19 protein-coding genes are annotated in these 13,272 nt (G+C 69.7%); 13 read left to right on the top strand and 6 right to left on the bottom strand.

Annotated features, from left to right (window positions below; genetic code table 11):
• Positions 1 to 96 precede the first annotated feature (96 nt).
• From QOL88_RS28520 to QOL88_RS28465, 12 genes are all read left to right on the top strand, one after another.
• The gene (locus QOL88_RS28520) at positions 97 to 426 is read left to right on the top strand and encodes an SCO3933 family regulatory protein (protein ID WP_097221062.1); all 330 of its coding nucleotides are present in this window, start codon (positions 97 to 99) and stop codon (positions 424 to 426) included.
• 2 nt (positions 427 to 428) lie between these two features.
• Positions 429 to 1,769 carry an FtsK/SpoIIIE domain-containing protein gene (locus QOL88_RS28515; RefSeq protein WP_097221060.1) on the top strand — a complete coding sequence of 447 codons (1,341 nt, stop codon included), beginning with the start codon at positions 429 to 431 and terminating at the stop codon, positions 1,767 to 1,769.
• Positions 1,770 to 1,791: 22 nt separating this feature from the next.
• Positions 1,792 to 2,466 (top strand): DUF2637 domain-containing protein, encoded by a 675-nt coding sequence (locus QOL88_RS28510; RefSeq protein ID WP_097221059.1) that lies wholly within the window; start codon positions 1,792 to 1,794, stop codon positions 2,464 to 2,466.
• Between the two features lie 18 nt (positions 2,467 to 2,484).
• Positions 2,485 to 2,673, top strand: coding sequence for a mobile element transfer protein (locus QOL88_RS28505; RefSeq protein ID WP_097221057.1), 189 nt, complete (start codon positions 2,485 to 2,487; stop codon positions 2,671 to 2,673).
• A 12-nt stretch (positions 2,674 to 2,685) separates the two neighbouring features.
• Complete coding sequence (locus QOL88_RS28500; RefSeq protein WP_097221055.1) at positions 2,686 to 2,841, top strand: hypothetical protein; 156 nt, start codon at positions 2,686 to 2,688, stop codon at positions 2,839 to 2,841.
• Between the two features lie 20 nt (positions 2,842 to 2,861).
• Complete coding sequence (locus tag QOL88_RS28495) at positions 2,862 to 3,152, top strand: SpdD protein (protein WP_179878987.1); 291 nt, start codon at positions 2,862 to 2,864, stop codon at positions 3,150 to 3,152.
• A gap of 93 nt (positions 3,153 to 3,245) precedes the next feature.
• Positions 3,246 to 3,434 carry a hypothetical protein gene (locus tag QOL88_RS28490; RefSeq protein ID WP_097221053.1) on the top strand — a complete coding sequence of 63 codons (189 nt, stop codon included), beginning with the start codon at positions 3,246 to 3,248 and terminating at the stop codon, positions 3,432 to 3,434.
• A gap of 7 nt (positions 3,435 to 3,441) precedes the next feature.
• Entirely contained in the window at positions 3,442 to 4,833 is a 1,392-nt protein-coding gene (repSA, locus tag QOL88_RS28485) for a replication initiator protein RepSA (RefSeq protein ID WP_097221051.1), read from the top strand.
• 1 nt (position 4,834) lies between these two features.
• Positions 4,835 to 5,032, top strand: coding sequence for a helix-turn-helix transcriptional regulator (locus tag QOL88_RS28480; protein WP_097221050.1), 198 nt, complete (start codon positions 4,835 to 4,837; stop codon positions 5,030 to 5,032).
• A complete protein-coding gene (locus tag QOL88_RS28475; RefSeq protein WP_097221048.1) occupies positions 5,032 to 6,267 on the top strand; it encodes a tyrosine-type recombinase/integrase in 1,236 nt (411 codons plus the stop codon). Before QOL88_RS28480 ends, QOL88_RS28475 begins: the two co-directional genes overlap by 1 nt.
• 238 nt (positions 6,268 to 6,505) lie before the next feature.
• Positions 6,506 to 6,694, top strand: a complete 189-nt coding sequence (locus tag QOL88_RS28470) for a hypothetical protein (protein ID WP_097221046.1) — start codon at positions 6,506 to 6,508, stop codon at positions 6,692 to 6,694.
• A 96-nt stretch (positions 6,695 to 6,790) separates the two neighbouring features.
• Positions 6,791 to 6,946 carry a hypothetical protein gene (locus QOL88_RS28465; protein ID WP_179878986.1) on the top strand — a complete coding sequence of 52 codons (156 nt, stop codon included), beginning with the start codon at positions 6,791 to 6,793 and terminating at the stop codon, positions 6,944 to 6,946.
• 36 nt (positions 6,947 to 6,982) lie between these two features.
• Here the strand turns inward: QOL88_RS28465 and QOL88_RS28460 are convergent, their stop codons facing one another.
• The 6 genes from QOL88_RS28460 to rpsB all read right to left on the bottom strand — a co-directional run bounded on the left by QOL88_RS28460 (position 6,983) and on the right by rpsB (position 12,298).
• Complete coding sequence (locus QOL88_RS28460) at positions 6,983 to 7,432, bottom strand: SRPBCC family protein (protein WP_097221044.1); 450 nt, start codon at positions 7,430 to 7,432, stop codon at positions 6,983 to 6,985.
• A gap of 118 nt (positions 7,433 to 7,550) precedes the next feature.
• Positions 7,551 to 8,678 carry a phosphatidate cytidylyltransferase gene (locus QOL88_RS28455; RefSeq protein ID WP_097221043.1) on the bottom strand — a complete coding sequence of 376 codons (1,128 nt, stop codon included), beginning with the start codon at positions 8,676 to 8,678 and terminating at the stop codon, positions 7,551 to 7,553.
• A complete protein-coding gene (frr, locus tag QOL88_RS28450; RefSeq protein ID WP_006136598.1) occupies positions 8,678 to 9,235 on the bottom strand; it encodes a ribosome recycling factor in 558 nt (185 codons plus the stop codon). Before frr ends, QOL88_RS28455 begins: the two co-directional genes overlap by 1 nt.
• A gap of 166 nt (positions 9,236 to 9,401) precedes the next feature.
• Entirely contained in the window at positions 9,402 to 10,160 is a 759-nt protein-coding gene (gene pyrH, locus QOL88_RS28445) for a UMP kinase (protein ID WP_030852122.1), read from the bottom strand.
• Positions 10,161 to 10,344: 184 nt separating this feature from the next.
• Positions 10,345 to 11,181, bottom strand: a complete 837-nt coding sequence (gene tsf, locus QOL88_RS28440) for a translation elongation factor Ts (protein ID WP_097221041.1) — start codon at positions 11,179 to 11,181, stop codon at positions 10,345 to 10,347.
• Positions 11,182 to 11,353: 172 nt separating this feature from the next.
• The gene (rpsB, locus tag QOL88_RS28435; RefSeq protein WP_097221039.1) at positions 11,354 to 12,298 is read right to left on the bottom strand and encodes a 30S ribosomal protein S2; all 945 of its coding nucleotides are present in this window, start codon (positions 12,296 to 12,298) and stop codon (positions 11,354 to 11,356) included.
• Between the two features lie 273 nt (positions 12,299 to 12,571).
• Between rpsB and QOL88_RS28430 the strand changes: the two genes are divergently transcribed.
• The gene (locus QOL88_RS28430) at positions 12,572 to 13,153 is read left to right on the top strand and encodes a M23 family metallopeptidase (RefSeq protein ID WP_097221037.1); all 582 of its coding nucleotides are present in this window, start codon (positions 12,572 to 12,574) and stop codon (positions 13,151 to 13,153) included.
• The last annotated feature ends 119 nt before the right edge of the window (positions 13,154 to 13,272 follow it).

The following is a 13,272-nucleotide window of genomic DNA, read 5'->3' as shown; positions in this document are numbered from 1 at the left end:
GGTGTCACTGTTTCCTCAGCCGCTCGCAGTCCCAGGACTGCGAACCGGAGGGGCTTCTTTGGGCTGCTCCAAACACATCGACTCAGGGAGTGCTTCATGCCGTCGTTCAAGATCGACGTTTCCACCGCTGTGGTGTTCGTGGCCACCGCCCCGACGCCGAAGCTTGTCAACCAGAAGACCGGAGAGCGCGCCGTGGACCGGGAGACCGGTGCAGGCCTGTCGACCGTGGGCCTGCTGGTCTCGGACGAGGGGGAGGGCAACCTCTACCAGGTCACGATCCCGGAGACGGGTATCCCGGAGGGCCTGGCGCCGGGGCTGCCGGTGAAGGTGATCGGCTTGAAGGCCCGTGACTGGGAGAACGAGTTCAACGGCCAGAAGCGGCACGGCATCTCGTTCCGCGCGGTCGCGATCACCCCGGCGGCCTGACCATGACCGACCTGACGATGTGGCTGGAGGCCACGGGAGCCTTAGCGGGCGCCGGTGGTCTCGGCTACGCGAAGGTACGCGCCCCGCGCGTGTACTGGGCGCTGGTCGGCATGCCGGTCACTTGGGGCCGCTTCCTCCTCTCGTACCGCTCGACCATGGACGTGTGCGGGCTGACGGTGCAGCCCTCGGGTCTGCGGGCGTTCATGACGCGCAACGTCGCCCGCCGCGAGGTGCAGCCGGTTCCGCCGAAGATCCGCCGGGTTCGGGGCACCTCGACCGGCCTGCGGGTCACCCTGCGGCTCCCGGCCGGTCTGGAACCCGCCGACCTGATCGCCACCTCGGAACGGCTGCGCCACGCCTGGGGCGTGCACTCGGTGACCGTGGTGGAGACCAAGCCGGGATATGTCGAGCTGCGCATGACCGGCTATGACGTACTGCGCCGGGTGCGGATGCCGCGTAAGGCACGTCCCCACGACATGGTCGTGCCGGTCGCACTGCGGGAGGACGGGACTGCCTTCGAGCGGGACTACCGGAAGGCGCCGATGGCGCTCACCCTGGGCGCGAACCACTCGGGCAAGTCGATGTATCAGCGCAACCTGATCAAGGGGCTCGCCCAACTGCCGGTGGCTCTGGTCGGCATCGACTGCAAGCGCGGGGTGGAACAGACCGCCTACGGCCCTCGCCTGTCGGCACTGGCCACCACTCCGGACGAATCCGCCTCGCTGCTGGCTGTCCTGGTGGCGGAGATGGAAAACCGCTTCGACGTGCTGAAGGGGCACGGCGTCTCCGACTTGTGGGAGCTACCCGCCGAGCTCCGGCCGGTGCCGGTCGTCGTCCTGGTGGACGAGGTGGCAGAGCTGTTCCTGATCTCCTCCAAGAAGGATGAGGAACGCCGCGAGCGAATCGTCACCGCGCTGATCCGACTGGCGCAGATGGCCCGCGCCGTCGGCATCTACCTGGAGATCTGCGGGCAGCGCTTCGGTTCCGACCTGGGCAAGGGCGCCACCATGCTCCGTGCCCAGCTCACCGGCCGGGTGGTGCACCGGGTCAACGACAAGCAGACCGCCGAGATGGGTCTGAACGACGTGGCACCCGACGCGGTCGCGGTCGCCAGCCTCATCCCGATGGAACGCCCTGGGACGGCAGTCGCGGCGGACGCCTCCGGTGGCTGGTCGAAAATCCGCACCCCCGACACGTCTCGCGACGAGGTGGCAGCGGTCTGCCGGACCTTCGCTCACCTGGCCCCGGACTTCCCTGCCCTCGAACCCTTCCGCCCCTACGTGCCCGCCGATGTGCCGGCCGTTGGCCCCTCGCTGGTCAAGGCCCGACCGGTCACTGACTGATCCCCGAAGGGAGGTGTCCTCCATGCCTCGCTCGATCCGTCCGGACGCCGTCTTGGTCCAGGCCGTCATCGCCGGTGCGCTGTCCTTCGCCCACCTGCACGACCTGGCCGCAGCCGCCGGACAGACCGGCTGGAAAGCCTGGGCCTATCCCGTCTCCGTGGACTTGCTGCTTGTCGCTGCCTGGCGTCGGCTGCGCACGGCCCGCCGGGACCGCTCGGCCTGGATCTGGTTCGTCATCGCGCTGTTCGCCTCGCTCGGCGCGAACGTCGCCACCGCCGGGCTCCTCGACCTCGACGCCGTGCCCGCCTGGCTGTGCATCCTCGTCGCTGGCTGGCCCGCCCTGGCGTTCCTGGGCGGAACGCTCCTGGTGCACTCGCCCACCGAAACGACCGCTCCGCCCGAGCAGCTGGTGAACGACGAACCCGCCGCACCGGAGGTCGAGATGCACCGCACCGACGAACCCGACCCCGATCCCGAGACGGCTCCCGTATCGGCACCGGAGCTGACGGCCGCACCGCCGAAGCCGCCTACCAGCACGCCAGCGGTCCCGGTCGCCCTGCTCGATCACGCCCGGAAGATCGCTGACGCACACCGGGCCTCCACCGGCTCACCGATGCCCGCGGCTGACCTGTCCGCCCGGCTCGGCCTGCCCACTCCGATGACCGACGCGATCACCGCCGAACTCCAACTCACCTGACCAGGAGGGAGAACACCCATGAGCGCTTACCGCCGCTTCCGCGACCGCCTCCGCATCGGCCCCGTCCAGGTCGCCACGTACTACGACGCCCGGGGCCGCGACATGCACACGGCTGCCTGCACCGCCCCCGGCTGTGGCTTCTCCGCCGACTACACCAGCCGCGCCGCCGCCGAACTCGCCGCCCGCACTCACCGCTGCAAGGCCTGACAGGAGACCGCCATGGACGTTCCGCTCTGGCTCGCGCTGCTCGTCGTCGGCTTCCTCGGCATCAAGCTCGTCCGGCCGCCGTGGTGGCTGGTCGCCGTGCTCCTCCTCGGCGGCTACCTCGTCGCGGACAGCATCCTCGGCCCTGCCGTCGGCGCGGTCGTCAAGTAACCCACGAAGGGACACCGCCTGTGTTCACCCCGAAGTACCCGTCCCAGGACACCGCTCCGGCCGTCGCCGCCGACATGCCGGCACCCACCGCCCCCGCCCCGACTCCGGTCGCCCCGGCCTCGAACCGGCCGACCGTCCAGCTCACCCCGGGCAGCGCGCTCGCCCTCGCCGCGGGCGGTGGTGCCGTGGTCCTGGTCGTCGGTGCCGTCCTGGTCTCGATGCTCCTGGCCGTGGCCATCACCGGCATCTCGGTCGCCGTGGTCGCAGTCGTCCTGCGCCTGCTGCTCAAGGACCTCGACAAGCAGCGCTGACGGCCCCCGGAGCGGCCTCGGTCGCCAAACTTCCGCCGCTCCGGGCGCCTGCACCACTTCCAGATCCAACGGACCCGAAAGGGAAGCCTCATCATGCCCCAGTACGCCCCGGCCAAGCGCGTCTGCCGCGTCTGCGACGGCTTCGCCGCTGCTGTGATCACCACCGGAGCCCGCCACCGCGACGGCACCCGCGCCACACTCCGTGTCTTCTGCCCGGCCTGCAAGGGCACCGGCCACGCCGCTCCCGCCACGGCTCCCGCGCTCCACCGCGTCGGGAGGTGAAACGTACGTGACTGACACCGCCACCATGGCGGGCCTGGACCCGGCCACCCTCGCCGACGTGCTGAGGGTGGCCGGGTCCGATGGCTTCGACCGCATCCAAGACCAGATCCGCCGTACCGGCGGCTGCTCCGACCCGATCCACCTGCAGGGCTCCACCGTCACCCGCGACGCGTTCACCGGGCAGGTGCTGCATTCCTACTCCACCGACGCTGAGCCCGGCGGCCGTCTCAGGGTCGCCTGCGGCAACCGCCGCGCCTCGCGCTGCCCGTCCTGCGCCTGGACCTACGCGGGCGACACCTACCACCTGATCCGCGCTGGGCTGGTTGGGGACCCTGCCAAGGGAACTCCGGAAACGATCCGCGATCACCCGCGAGTCTTCGCGACCCTCACCGCGCCGTCGTTCGGCCGGGTCCATAACCGGCCCGGCAACCGGCCGTGCGCCTGCGGCATCCGCCACCAGGAGGACGCGCCTGAACTCGGCACGGCCCTGGATCCGGCGACGTACGACTACGCGGGCGCGGTGCTGTGGAACAACCACGCTTCCGAGCTGTGGCGCTACTTCACGATCTACCTGCGCCGAGAGATCGCCCGCCGCGCTGGCCTGACCCAGAAAGCTGCCCATGAACAATCCCGCGTCTCCTTCGGCAAGGTCGCGGAGTACCAGAAGCGCGGGGCCGTGCACTTCCACGCCGTGATTCGCTTCGACGGACCCGAGGGCCCCGACTCCCCGCCTCCGGCCTGGGCCACCCTCGACCTGCTCACCGACGCCATCCACGCCGCCGCTAACCGCGTCACGGTCGACGTACCGCCTGCCGGAGAGCAGCCAGCCCGCACCCTTCGCTGGGGCACCCAACTCGACGTACAGCCCATCGGAGCCTTCGGAAACGGCGAAGACATCACCGAACAGGCGGTCGCCTCCTACGTCGCCAAGTACGCCACCAAGGCCGCTGAGACCACGGGCACCGTGGATCGCCGCATCGGCAACAAAGAGGCCCTGGTCCTACTCGAAGTCCCTGACCACCCCGCCCGGTTGATCGCGGCCTGCCTCGACCTCCACGCGCTCTACCCGGACCGAAAGCTGCGGGACTGGGCCCACATGCTCGGCTTCCGCGGCCACTTCTCCAGCAAGTCCCGCCGCTACTCCACCACCCTCGGTGCCCTGCGACAGGTCCGCGCCGACTACCGCGCCGCCCAGCAACGCGAAGCCCTCGGCCTACCCGACCCCAACGACACCCCAGAGGCAACCGTCCTTGTCCTCGCTCACTGGTCCTATGCCGGTCACGGCCACACCCCCGGCGAGTCCTGGCTTGCCGCCAATATCCGCCGCGACATCCAGCACAACCGAGAGATCGCCCGCGAGGAACTACCCGGCCAGCTCACCGGCGAAAGGGAGTGGTGATATGGCCTCCGCTCTGCCGACCCGCTTCCTGACGCCCGAGGACCTGGTCGAGATGTTCGAGCTGCCCAGCGTCGAGACGGTCTACCAGTGGCGCCGAAAGCGCACCGGCCCCCGCGGTTTCCGCGTCGGTCGGCACCTGCGCTTCGACCCGAACGACGTACGGGCCTGGGTGGACTCCCAGCTTGGGGAGGCTGCCTGATGGCCGGACACATCCAAGACCGCTGGTACAAGACCGAACCGGGTCCGGACGACAAGCCGGTGAGGGTCAAGACCGACCGCTACGGCCACGGACTCCGCTACCGGGCCCGGTACGTCGGCCCGGACGGCACAGAGAAGAGCAAGTCCTTCCCAGACCGCCAGAAGCGCCGGGCGGAAGAGTGGCTGGCCGAGACGGCTGCCGACATGTCCCGTGGTCAGTACGTGGACCCCAGGGCAGCGCAGACCACCTTTCAGCAGTACGCGGAGCGCTGGATCACCGGGCAGACCACCGACCTGAACACGCGCATCGGTGTGGAGACCCGGCTTCGGCTGCACGCCTTCCCACGTATCGGGGCTCGACCGCTCGGGTCTTTCCGCCCGGTCCACATCCGCGAGTTCGTGCGCGACCTGGAGAACGGTCCGATGGGCGGCACCTACGCCCGCAACATCTACGCCAACGTCCGCGCTGTGCTGTCGGCCGCCGTGGATGACGGCTTCCTCGCCCGGAACCCGTGCTCGGCAGCGTCAGTGCGTCCGCCCGCCGTCTCGACTGCCCGGGTCGTGCCCTGGCTCCCCTCGCAGGTACGGGCGGTCCGCGACGCCCTACCCGAGCGCTACCGAGCCATGGTCGACGTCGGCAGCGGCTGCGGCCTCCGCCAGGGCGAGATCATCGGTCTGGCCCAAGACACCCTGCAGCTCGACGGCGACACCCTTCGGGTCACCGCTCAGGTCAAGCTGATCCGGGGCGTCGCCGTCTTCGCTCCACCCAAGGGAAACAAGGAACGGGACGTACCGCTGCCGTCCTCGGTCGCCTCCGCCTTGCGGCAGCACATCAAGAATCACCCGCCCGTAGCAATCAAGCTGCCGTGGGGCAGGCCTGACGGCCCGCTCACCGAACGGCGCCTGATCTTCACCAACACGGCTGACGGAATCGTCTGGCGAAGCAACTTCAACATCCAGGAATGGAAGCCCGCCCTCGCGGCCGCCGGCCTCATCCCGACGCCCGAACCCGGCAAGCCGTACGCCTCCGCTCGGCAGCACGGTATGCATGCTCTGCGCCACTTCTACGCCTCGGTCCTCCTGGACGCGGGCGAGAGCATCAAGGCCGTGAGCGAGTACCTCGGGCACTCCGATCCGGCGATGACGCTGCGCGTGTACGCCCACCTGATGCCCAGCAGCACCGAGCGCGCCCGCCGGGCCCTGGATGGCGTCTTCGGCACGGCCCAGGAGCCCTGACGGCCCAGGGACGGCCCAGCGGGCACAAGACGGCCCCCTACTGGCGACAACTTCGCTGGTAGGGGGCTTCTTCATGCCCGGAGCACATCAGTTCTCCGGGTGCAGGCATAACCCTCCCAGTGTCGCAGATCCAATCGGGTGACTCGGGGCCGCCGCTCGCGACGACTGCCGGGACGGGTGGGATGACGCGCCCGCCTGGAAGGATGGCGCCGACCATCACACGAAATGGGGGTTGAGCATGCTCGTGCTCATGCTGTCGGTCGTCGTCCTGCTCGTCATCGGCGGCTGCGTCTGCGTGTTCTGGGCAGCCCGGGGTGACGCCCCGCGCTGGGCACGTGGTGTGGCCATGGCGACGCTGCTCGGGAGCGAACTGGCCCGCAGCGCGAGCCGGAACTCGCGCTCACGGAAGAGCGGCGGGGACGAGTAGTCGTCCGGCGGAACTGATCCACCCGACCTGTTCGACGGCCGGGCCCCACCCGGCGGAACCGGGTGTTCCTGCCGTAGTACCGGGCACGCGCGAGGGATGACCTCCTTCTACGCGGCACCGGTGCAGCTCGCAGAGAAGTGGCAAGGCCCCCCGTGGTTCAAGTGGGCGTTCCTGGGCGTATGGGCGCTCTGCGGAGTGTTCGTGCTGTTCAAGCTGCGGCAGAACGGCTGGAAGTTCCCCCGGCGGCGGTGAGGGAAGCGGCCCGCGCCGCCGGGGGAACCTGACGTCCTACCCGCCCGTGTGCTCCAGCCGGTCCTTGAGGAGCTGCTCGTTGCGCGGGAGTTCCTTGCGGACCTGGGGGCGTACGACGAGCGGGACCAGGACCTTGCCCATGCCGTGGCCCTCGAAGTCGATGTCGATCGTGACATGGGAGCGGCGGCCCTCGTCATAGGGCTCGACCTCGCCGTGCACCTGTGCCCGCACGGGGCCGTCGACGCCGCGCATGCCCCAGCTGTGCGGCGGGTCGTACTCGGTGACCTCCATGGTCATCGGCATGACGCGACGGCCGATATGCCGGGCCACCCGGACCTTGCTGCCGATGCCGACGGGCCCCTCGTCCAAGCGCTCCGCGGACACGGCGCTCAACTGCCACTCCGGCATGTGACCGGCGTCTGTGACGTACTGGTAGACCTCCTCGGGACGGCGGTCGACGTCGATGCTCTCTCGGATGATGGCCATGATGGCCTCCTTTGGGAGGTACATCTGAATCGTCCCACTTCGGCCGCTCAGGGTCTCCCCGAGACGTCGGAGAGCCCCCGCCCGGTCGGGCAGGGGCTCTCCGGCAGGGCCGGTCGGATCAGCCTGATCCCACGAACAGCACGAGCAGCAGCCACACCACCGGAGCCGTGGGCAGCAGCGAATCGAGCCGGTCCATGATGCCGCCGTGGCCGGGCAGCAGCGTGCCCATGTCCTTGATGCCGAGGTCCCGCTTGATCATGGACTCGCCGAGGTCGCCGAGCGTGGCGGTGACCGCGACCGCGAGGCCCAGCACCAGGCCCTGCCACCAGGCCCCGTCGTCGATGAGGAACTGCATGCACAGCGCCCCCGCGACCATGGCGAAGGAGACCGCGCCGAGCAGGCCCTCGCGGGTCTTGCCGGGGCTGATGCGCGGGGCGAGCTTGTGCCGGCCGAACCGCCAGCCGACGGCGTAGGCCCCGGTGTCGCTGACGACCGTGAGCAGCAGGAAGGTGAGCACCCGCTGCGCCCCGTCGTCCGCGGTCAGCATCATCGCGACGAAGGTCGCCAGGAACGGCACGTAGAACGCCGCGAAGACGCCCGCGGTGACGTCCCTCAGGTAACCCTCGGGCGGTTCGGTCATGCGCCAGACCAGGACGGCCAGCGCCGTGAGCGCCATCGCCACCCACGCGCCTTCGGCGCCCCGGACGTACCCGGCGACGACCATGGCGGCACCGCCGAGCGCGAGCGGCACTAGGGGCGCCCGGATGCCCTTGCGCTCCTCAAGCCGCTTGGTCAGCTCCCACAGGCCCACCACCACGGCCACGGCCACGACACCCACGAACACGGCCTTGACGACGAACAGCGACGCGACGATCACCGCACCGAGCCCGACACCGACCCCTATCGCGGCACTCAGGTCGCGACCCGCGCTCTTCTTCGGCGGCTTGGGCGCCGGCTGCGAGGCGTCGGGCATGGGCTCCGGATTCGTGTCGCTTCGGACCGGGGTGCCGCTCAGCCGAGCAGCCCCCCGGTCGTCATCCTGGTTTCCGCCGAATTCGGTCACGTCGGGCACGATGGGCATGGGGCGAGTCTGAGGCGCTTCATACGCATCGTATGCGGGACCCGCCGGAGCGGCCCCTTGGACGTGCCCGTGGCCCGGACCCTGGACGTGCCCGTGACCATGCCCTTGGTCGGTGGGCCCCCAGTACCCGGCCTGTGGCGGCGCCCCCCAGGAAGAGTCGTTCATCAGACCTCGAGCAGCTCCGCTTCCTTGTGCTTCAGGAGCTCGTCCACCTGCGCGACGTACTTCGCGGTGGTGTCGTCGAGCTCCTTCTCCGCACGGCGGCCCTCGTCCTCGCCGACCTCGCCGTCCTTGATCAGCTTGTCGATGGCTTCCTTGGCCTTGCGGCGCACGGAGCGGATCGAGATCTTCGCGTCCTCGCCCTTGCCCTTGGCGACCTTGATGTACTCCCGGCGGCGCTCCTCGGTGAGCTCGGGGAACACCACCCGGATGATGTTGCCGTCGTTGCTCGGGTTGACGCCCAGGTCGGAGTCGCGGATCGCCTGCTCGATGTTGCGCAGCGCGCTCTTGTCGAAGGGGGTCACCACGGCCATACGCGGCTCGGGCACGGAGAACGAGGCCAGCTGGTTGATCGGCGTCGGCGCGCCGTAGTAGTCGGCCACGATCTTGTTGAACATCGCCGGGTGCGCACGGCCGGTGCGGATCGCGGCGAAGTCCTCCTTGGCGACCACGACGGCCTTCTCCATCTTCTCCTCGGCCTCGAGGAGGGTCTCTTCGATCACCACTTGCTCCTGCGTGTCTTGAGTAGGCCCGGCTGCGGTTCCATGTGGGGCGGCGGCCGGCTGCGTCGCGTCTTCTTCCTGCACGGTTCCCGACCGGCAGGACATTGTCCATCCCCCGGCCCGGCTCCGTCCCGTCCGTCCCCCGGACGGGGTTGTTCCCGGGGTGTCAGTCCCGGCTGCCGGGGTCCCCCACCAGCGTGCCGATCTTCTCACCCTTGACGGCGCGTCCGATGTTGCCCTCGGCCAGCAGCTCGAAGACCACGATCGGGAGCTTGTTGTCGCGGCACAGCGTCACGGCCGTGGCGTCGGCGACCTTCAGATCGCGCGTGATGACCTCGCCGTAGCCGAGGTGATCGAACTTCACCGCGTCCGGGTTGGTCTTGGGGTCGGAGTCGTAGACCCCGTCCACGCCGTTCTTGCCCATCAGCAGCGCCTCGGCGTCGATCTCCAGGGCGCGCTGGGCGGCGGTGGTGTCGGTGGAGAAGTACGGCATGCCCATCCCCGCGCCGAAGATGACCACGCGACCCTTCTCCAGGTGCCGCACGGCGCGCAGCGGGATGTACGGCTCGGCGACCTGGCCCATGGTGATGGCGGTCTGCACCCGGCAGTCCACGCCCACCTTCTCCAGGAAGTCCTGGAGGGCGAGGCAGTTCATGACCGTGCCGAGCATGCCCATGTAGTCGGAGCGGGCCCGGTCCATGCCACGCTGCTGGAGTTCGGCGCCGCGGAAGAAGTTGCCACCGCCGATGACGATCGCGATCTCCGCGCCGTCCCGTACGACGGCCGCGATCTCGCGGGCGATCTTGTGCACCACGTCGGGGTCGACGCCAAGGCCGCCGCCACCGGAGAAGGCCTCTCCGGACAGCTTCAGCAGAAACCGGCCGCGCACTTTGCCGTCGTCGCTCTTCTGAGCCTTGGTCGTCATGGGGGATCCCGCCTCTTTCACGTGTTGCACATACCAAGAAGGCCATTGCCGGTGGGGCGTGTTTCGCATCCCATACGGCAATGGCCTCCTCGTCAGATCTGCTGTCGTCCGCCACTCATGTGACGGCGTACGCGGACGACTGCTGTCGACCCTATAGGGGTCGGGCGTCGATCGCGGTACGGACTCAGATGCCGACCTTGATGCGCGTGAAGCGCTTCAGGGTGACACCGGCCTCGTCCAGAACCTTCTGGACCGACTTCTTGTTGTCGAGCGCGTACGGCTGGCCGAGCAGCGTGGCGTCCTTGAAGAAGCCGTTGAGGCGACCCTCGACGATCTTCGGCAGGGCGGCCTCGGGCTTGCCCTCGGCGCGGGTGGTCTCCTCGGCGACGCGGCGCTCGGACTCGACGACCTCGGCCGGCACGTCCTCCTTGGAGAGGTACTTCGGCGCGAAGGCGGCGATGTGCTGGGCGACGCCCTTGGCGATCTCGGCGTTCGGCTTGTCCAGCTCGACGAGGACACCGATCTGCGGGGGCAGGTCGGGCATCGTGCGGTGCATGTACGCCGTCACGTAACCGTCGGCGAACTGCGCGAAGCGGTCCAGGACGATCTTCTCGCCGAGGTTGGCGTTGGCCTCGTCGACGAACGCCTGGACGGTCTTGCCGGGCTCGATCTCGGAGGCGAGCAGGGCCTCGATGTCGGCCGGGGAGGTCTTGGTGACGTGCTCGGCGATGGTCTTGGCCACGGCCTGGAACTTGTCACCCTTGGCGACGAAGTCCGTCTCGCACTTCAGCTCGACGATGACGCCGGCGGAGTTGTCGTCGGCGATGATCGAGACGACGGCCCCGTTCTCGGCGGAGCGGCCCTCGCGCTTGGCGACGCCCTTCTGGCCCTTGATGCGGAGCGCCTCGACGGCCTTCTCGACGTTGCCCTCGGCCTCGTCCAGCGCCTTCTTGCAGTCCATCATGCCGGCGCCCGTGAGCTCACGGAGCTTCTTGACGTCGGCGGCGGTGTAGTTCGCCATGAGTCTGTGAATCTCTCTCGAAGTCTGGAAGATCGAAGATCTGCGGATGCGCCCATGGAGCCGGAAGGCGCTGTCCTTCCGCTGACCTACGGGTTAACGGCGGGAGCGGACTTCACCGCGCCGAAGGCGCTGGTGGGTGCGGCCGCTCCCGCCGTCAACTCGGACTGACGGGTCAGGCCTGCTCGGCCTCGGCCGGCTTCTCGTCCTCGGCCGGCTTCTCGTCCTCGGCCGGCTTCTCGGCCTCGGCGGCCGGGGCAGCCTCAGCGGCCGGGGCAGCCTCGTCGGCCGGAGCAGCGTCCGCGGCCGGAGCGGCCTCGGCAGCCGGAGCGGCCTCGTCGGCCTTCTTCTCGCCCTCGAGCAGGTCGCGCTCCCAGGCGGCCAGCGGCTCGCCGGCGGCCTTGTCGCCCTTGCCCTCGGTGGCGACACCGCTGCGGGCGATGAGGCCCTCGGCGACGGCGTCGGCGATGACGCGGGTGAGCAGGGTGACGGAGCGGATCGCGTCGTCGTTGCCCGGGATCTTGTAGTCGACCTCGTCGGGGTCGCAGTTGGTGTCGAGGATCGCGACGACCGGGATGTTCAGCTTCCGGGCCTCGCCAACCGCGATGTGCTCCTTCTTGGTGTCCACGATCCAGACGGCGCTGGGCACCTTCTGCATCTCGCGGATACCGCCGAGGGTCTTCTCCAGCTTGGCCTTCTCGCGCGAGAGCACGAGAAGCTCCTTCTTGGTCAGACCGGACGCGGCGACGTCCTCGAAGTCGATCTGCTCGAGCTCCTTGAGACGCTGCAGACGCTTGTAGACGGTCGAGAAGTTGGTGAGCATGCCGCCCAGCCAGCGCTGGTTGACGTAGGGCATGCCGACGCGGGTGGCCTGCTCGGCGATGGCCTCCTGCGCCTGCTTCTTCGTGCCGACGAACATGACCGTGCCGCCGTGGGCGACGGTCTCCTTGACGAACTCGAAGGCGCGGTCGATGTACGACAGCGACTGGAGCAGGTCGATGATGTAGATGCCGTTGCGCTCCGTGAAGATGAAGCGCTTCATCTTCGGGTTCCAACGACGGGTCTGGTGACCGAAGTGGACGCCGCTCTCCAGCAGCTCCCGCATCGTGACGACGGCCATGGCCGTATCTCCTTGAATTTCTCGGTTGTGCCGCGGATGCCGGACGGCTTCCGCGCCTGACGCCCACTGCGCGCCGTTCCACGAGGGACCGAGGGGCGCTGATACGGGCCCGTTGCCGGGGTTCGTATCGGGGCGTGCGAAGTCGACCCGATGACTCGGGTCGCCACCAGAAGTGTACGGGACCCGTGGGGTGCCGGGTGACGCCGATGTCCACAAGCGGGCGCCCGCCCACAGCCGCGAGCGGCGACACCGGCACTCCGGAACGCTTTCCGCATGCGAGCGAACCGATGTGTGCGTGTCTGTGCACGCCTGATCCTGCTGGTGATCGTCACGGCGACGGCACTGCTGGCCCCGCCGCCACCGCTGTTCGCGGCGGGTGCGCCCCTGGCCGACGCCGGCCCGCCGGCCACCGTGCCGGCCATCGGCCGCGCCTGGCCCGTCGGCTCACGCCCCCGTGTCCTGCGGGGCTGGGAGCCCCCGGCGACGGTCTACGGCCCGGGCCACCGGGGCGTGGACCTGGCGGCCCCGGCGGGCACACCCGTTCGAGCGGTGGCCCGGGGCCGGGTCGCCTTCGCGGGCCGGGTGGCCGGCAGGGGGGTCGTATCGGTGGACCTCACCGGTACGGGCGATCCGCTCCTGCGCACGACGTACGAGCCGGTGACGGCCGCGGTCGAGGAGGGCGAGGAGGTGGAACCGGGCGAGGTGATCGGCACGGTGGACGCGAGCGGCTCGCACTGCGCGGCCACGTGCGTCCACTGGGGCCTGCGCCGCGGCGAGCGCTACGTGAACCCGCTGTCCCTCCTGCCGCCGTGGCTCCTGCACCGGGACCCGTCGAGGCTGCTGCCGCTGGCGTAGCCCACGGGTGTGCGTGCCGCTGGGGTAGTCCCGGGTGTGCGCGCCGCCGGCGTAGCCACGGGCGTGGCGCACCGCCGGCGTAGCCACGGGCGTGGCGTACCGCTGGGGCCGCGGGACCC

The organism is Streptomyces sp. Ag82_O1-12, assembly GCF_900182715.1.
In the GTDB taxonomy this organism is placed as follows: Bacteria; Actinomycetota; Actinomycetes; order Streptomycetales; family Streptomycetaceae; genus Streptomyces; species Streptomyces massasporeus.
This window is presented reverse-complemented; position numbering and strand designations above follow the sequence as displayed.

Bases quoted from the DNA above. Each gene is read 5' to 3' on its own strand.
- QOL88_RS28520 (WP_097221062.1), top strand. From the start codon at position 97: ATGCCGTCGTTCAAGATCGACGTTTCCACCGCTGTGGTGTTCGTGGCC.
- QOL88_RS28515 (WP_097221060.1), top strand. From the start codon at position 429: ATGACCGACCTGACGATGTGGCTGGAGGCCACGGGAGCCTTAGCGGGC.
- QOL88_RS28510 (WP_097221059.1), top strand. From the start codon at position 1,792: ATGCCTCGCTCGATCCGTCCGGACGCCGTCTTGGTCCAGGCCGTCATC.
- QOL88_RS28505 (WP_097221057.1), top strand. From the start codon at position 2,485: ATGAGCGCTTACCGCCGCTTCCGCGACCGCCTCCGCATCGGCCCCGTC.
- QOL88_RS28500 (WP_097221055.1), top strand. From the start codon at position 2,686: ATGGACGTTCCGCTCTGGCTCGCGCTGCTCGTCGTCGGCTTCCTCGGC.
- QOL88_RS28490 (WP_097221053.1), top strand. From the start codon at position 3,246: ATGCCCCAGTACGCCCCGGCCAAGCGCGTCTGCCGCGTCTGCGACGGC.
- QOL88_RS28480 (WP_097221050.1), top strand. From the start codon at position 4,835: ATGGCCTCCGCTCTGCCGACCCGCTTCCTGACGCCCGAGGACCTGGTC.
- QOL88_RS28475 (WP_097221048.1), top strand. From the start codon at position 5,032: ATGGCCGGACACATCCAAGACCGCTGGTACAAGACCGAACCGGGTCCG.
- QOL88_RS28470 (WP_097221046.1), top strand. From the start codon at position 6,506: ATGCTCGTGCTCATGCTGTCGGTCGTCGTCCTGCTCGTCATCGGCGGC.
- QOL88_RS28465 (WP_179878986.1), top strand. From the start codon at position 6,791: ATGACCTCCTTCTACGCGGCACCGGTGCAGCTCGCAGAGAAGTGGCAA.
- QOL88_RS28460 (WP_097221044.1), bottom strand. From the start codon at position 7,432: ATGGCCATCATCCGAGAGAGCATCGACGTCGACCGCCGTCCCGAGGAG.
- QOL88_RS28455 (WP_097221043.1), bottom strand. From the start codon at position 8,678: ATGAACGACTCTTCCTGGGGGGCGCCGCCACAGGCCGGGTACTGGGGG.
- pyrH (WP_030852122.1), bottom strand. From the start codon at position 10,160: ATGACGACCAAGGCTCAGAAGAGCGACGACGGCAAAGTGCGCGGCCGG.
- tsf (WP_097221041.1), bottom strand. From the start codon at position 11,181: ATGGCGAACTACACCGCCGCCGACGTCAAGAAGCTCCGTGAGCTCACG.
- rpsB (WP_097221039.1), bottom strand. From the start codon at position 12,298: ATGGCCGTCGTCACGATGCGGGAGCTGCTGGAGAGCGGCGTCCACTTC.
- QOL88_RS28430 (WP_097221037.1), top strand. From the start codon at position 12,572: ATGCGAGCGAACCGATGTGTGCGTGTCTGTGCACGCCTGATCCTGCTG.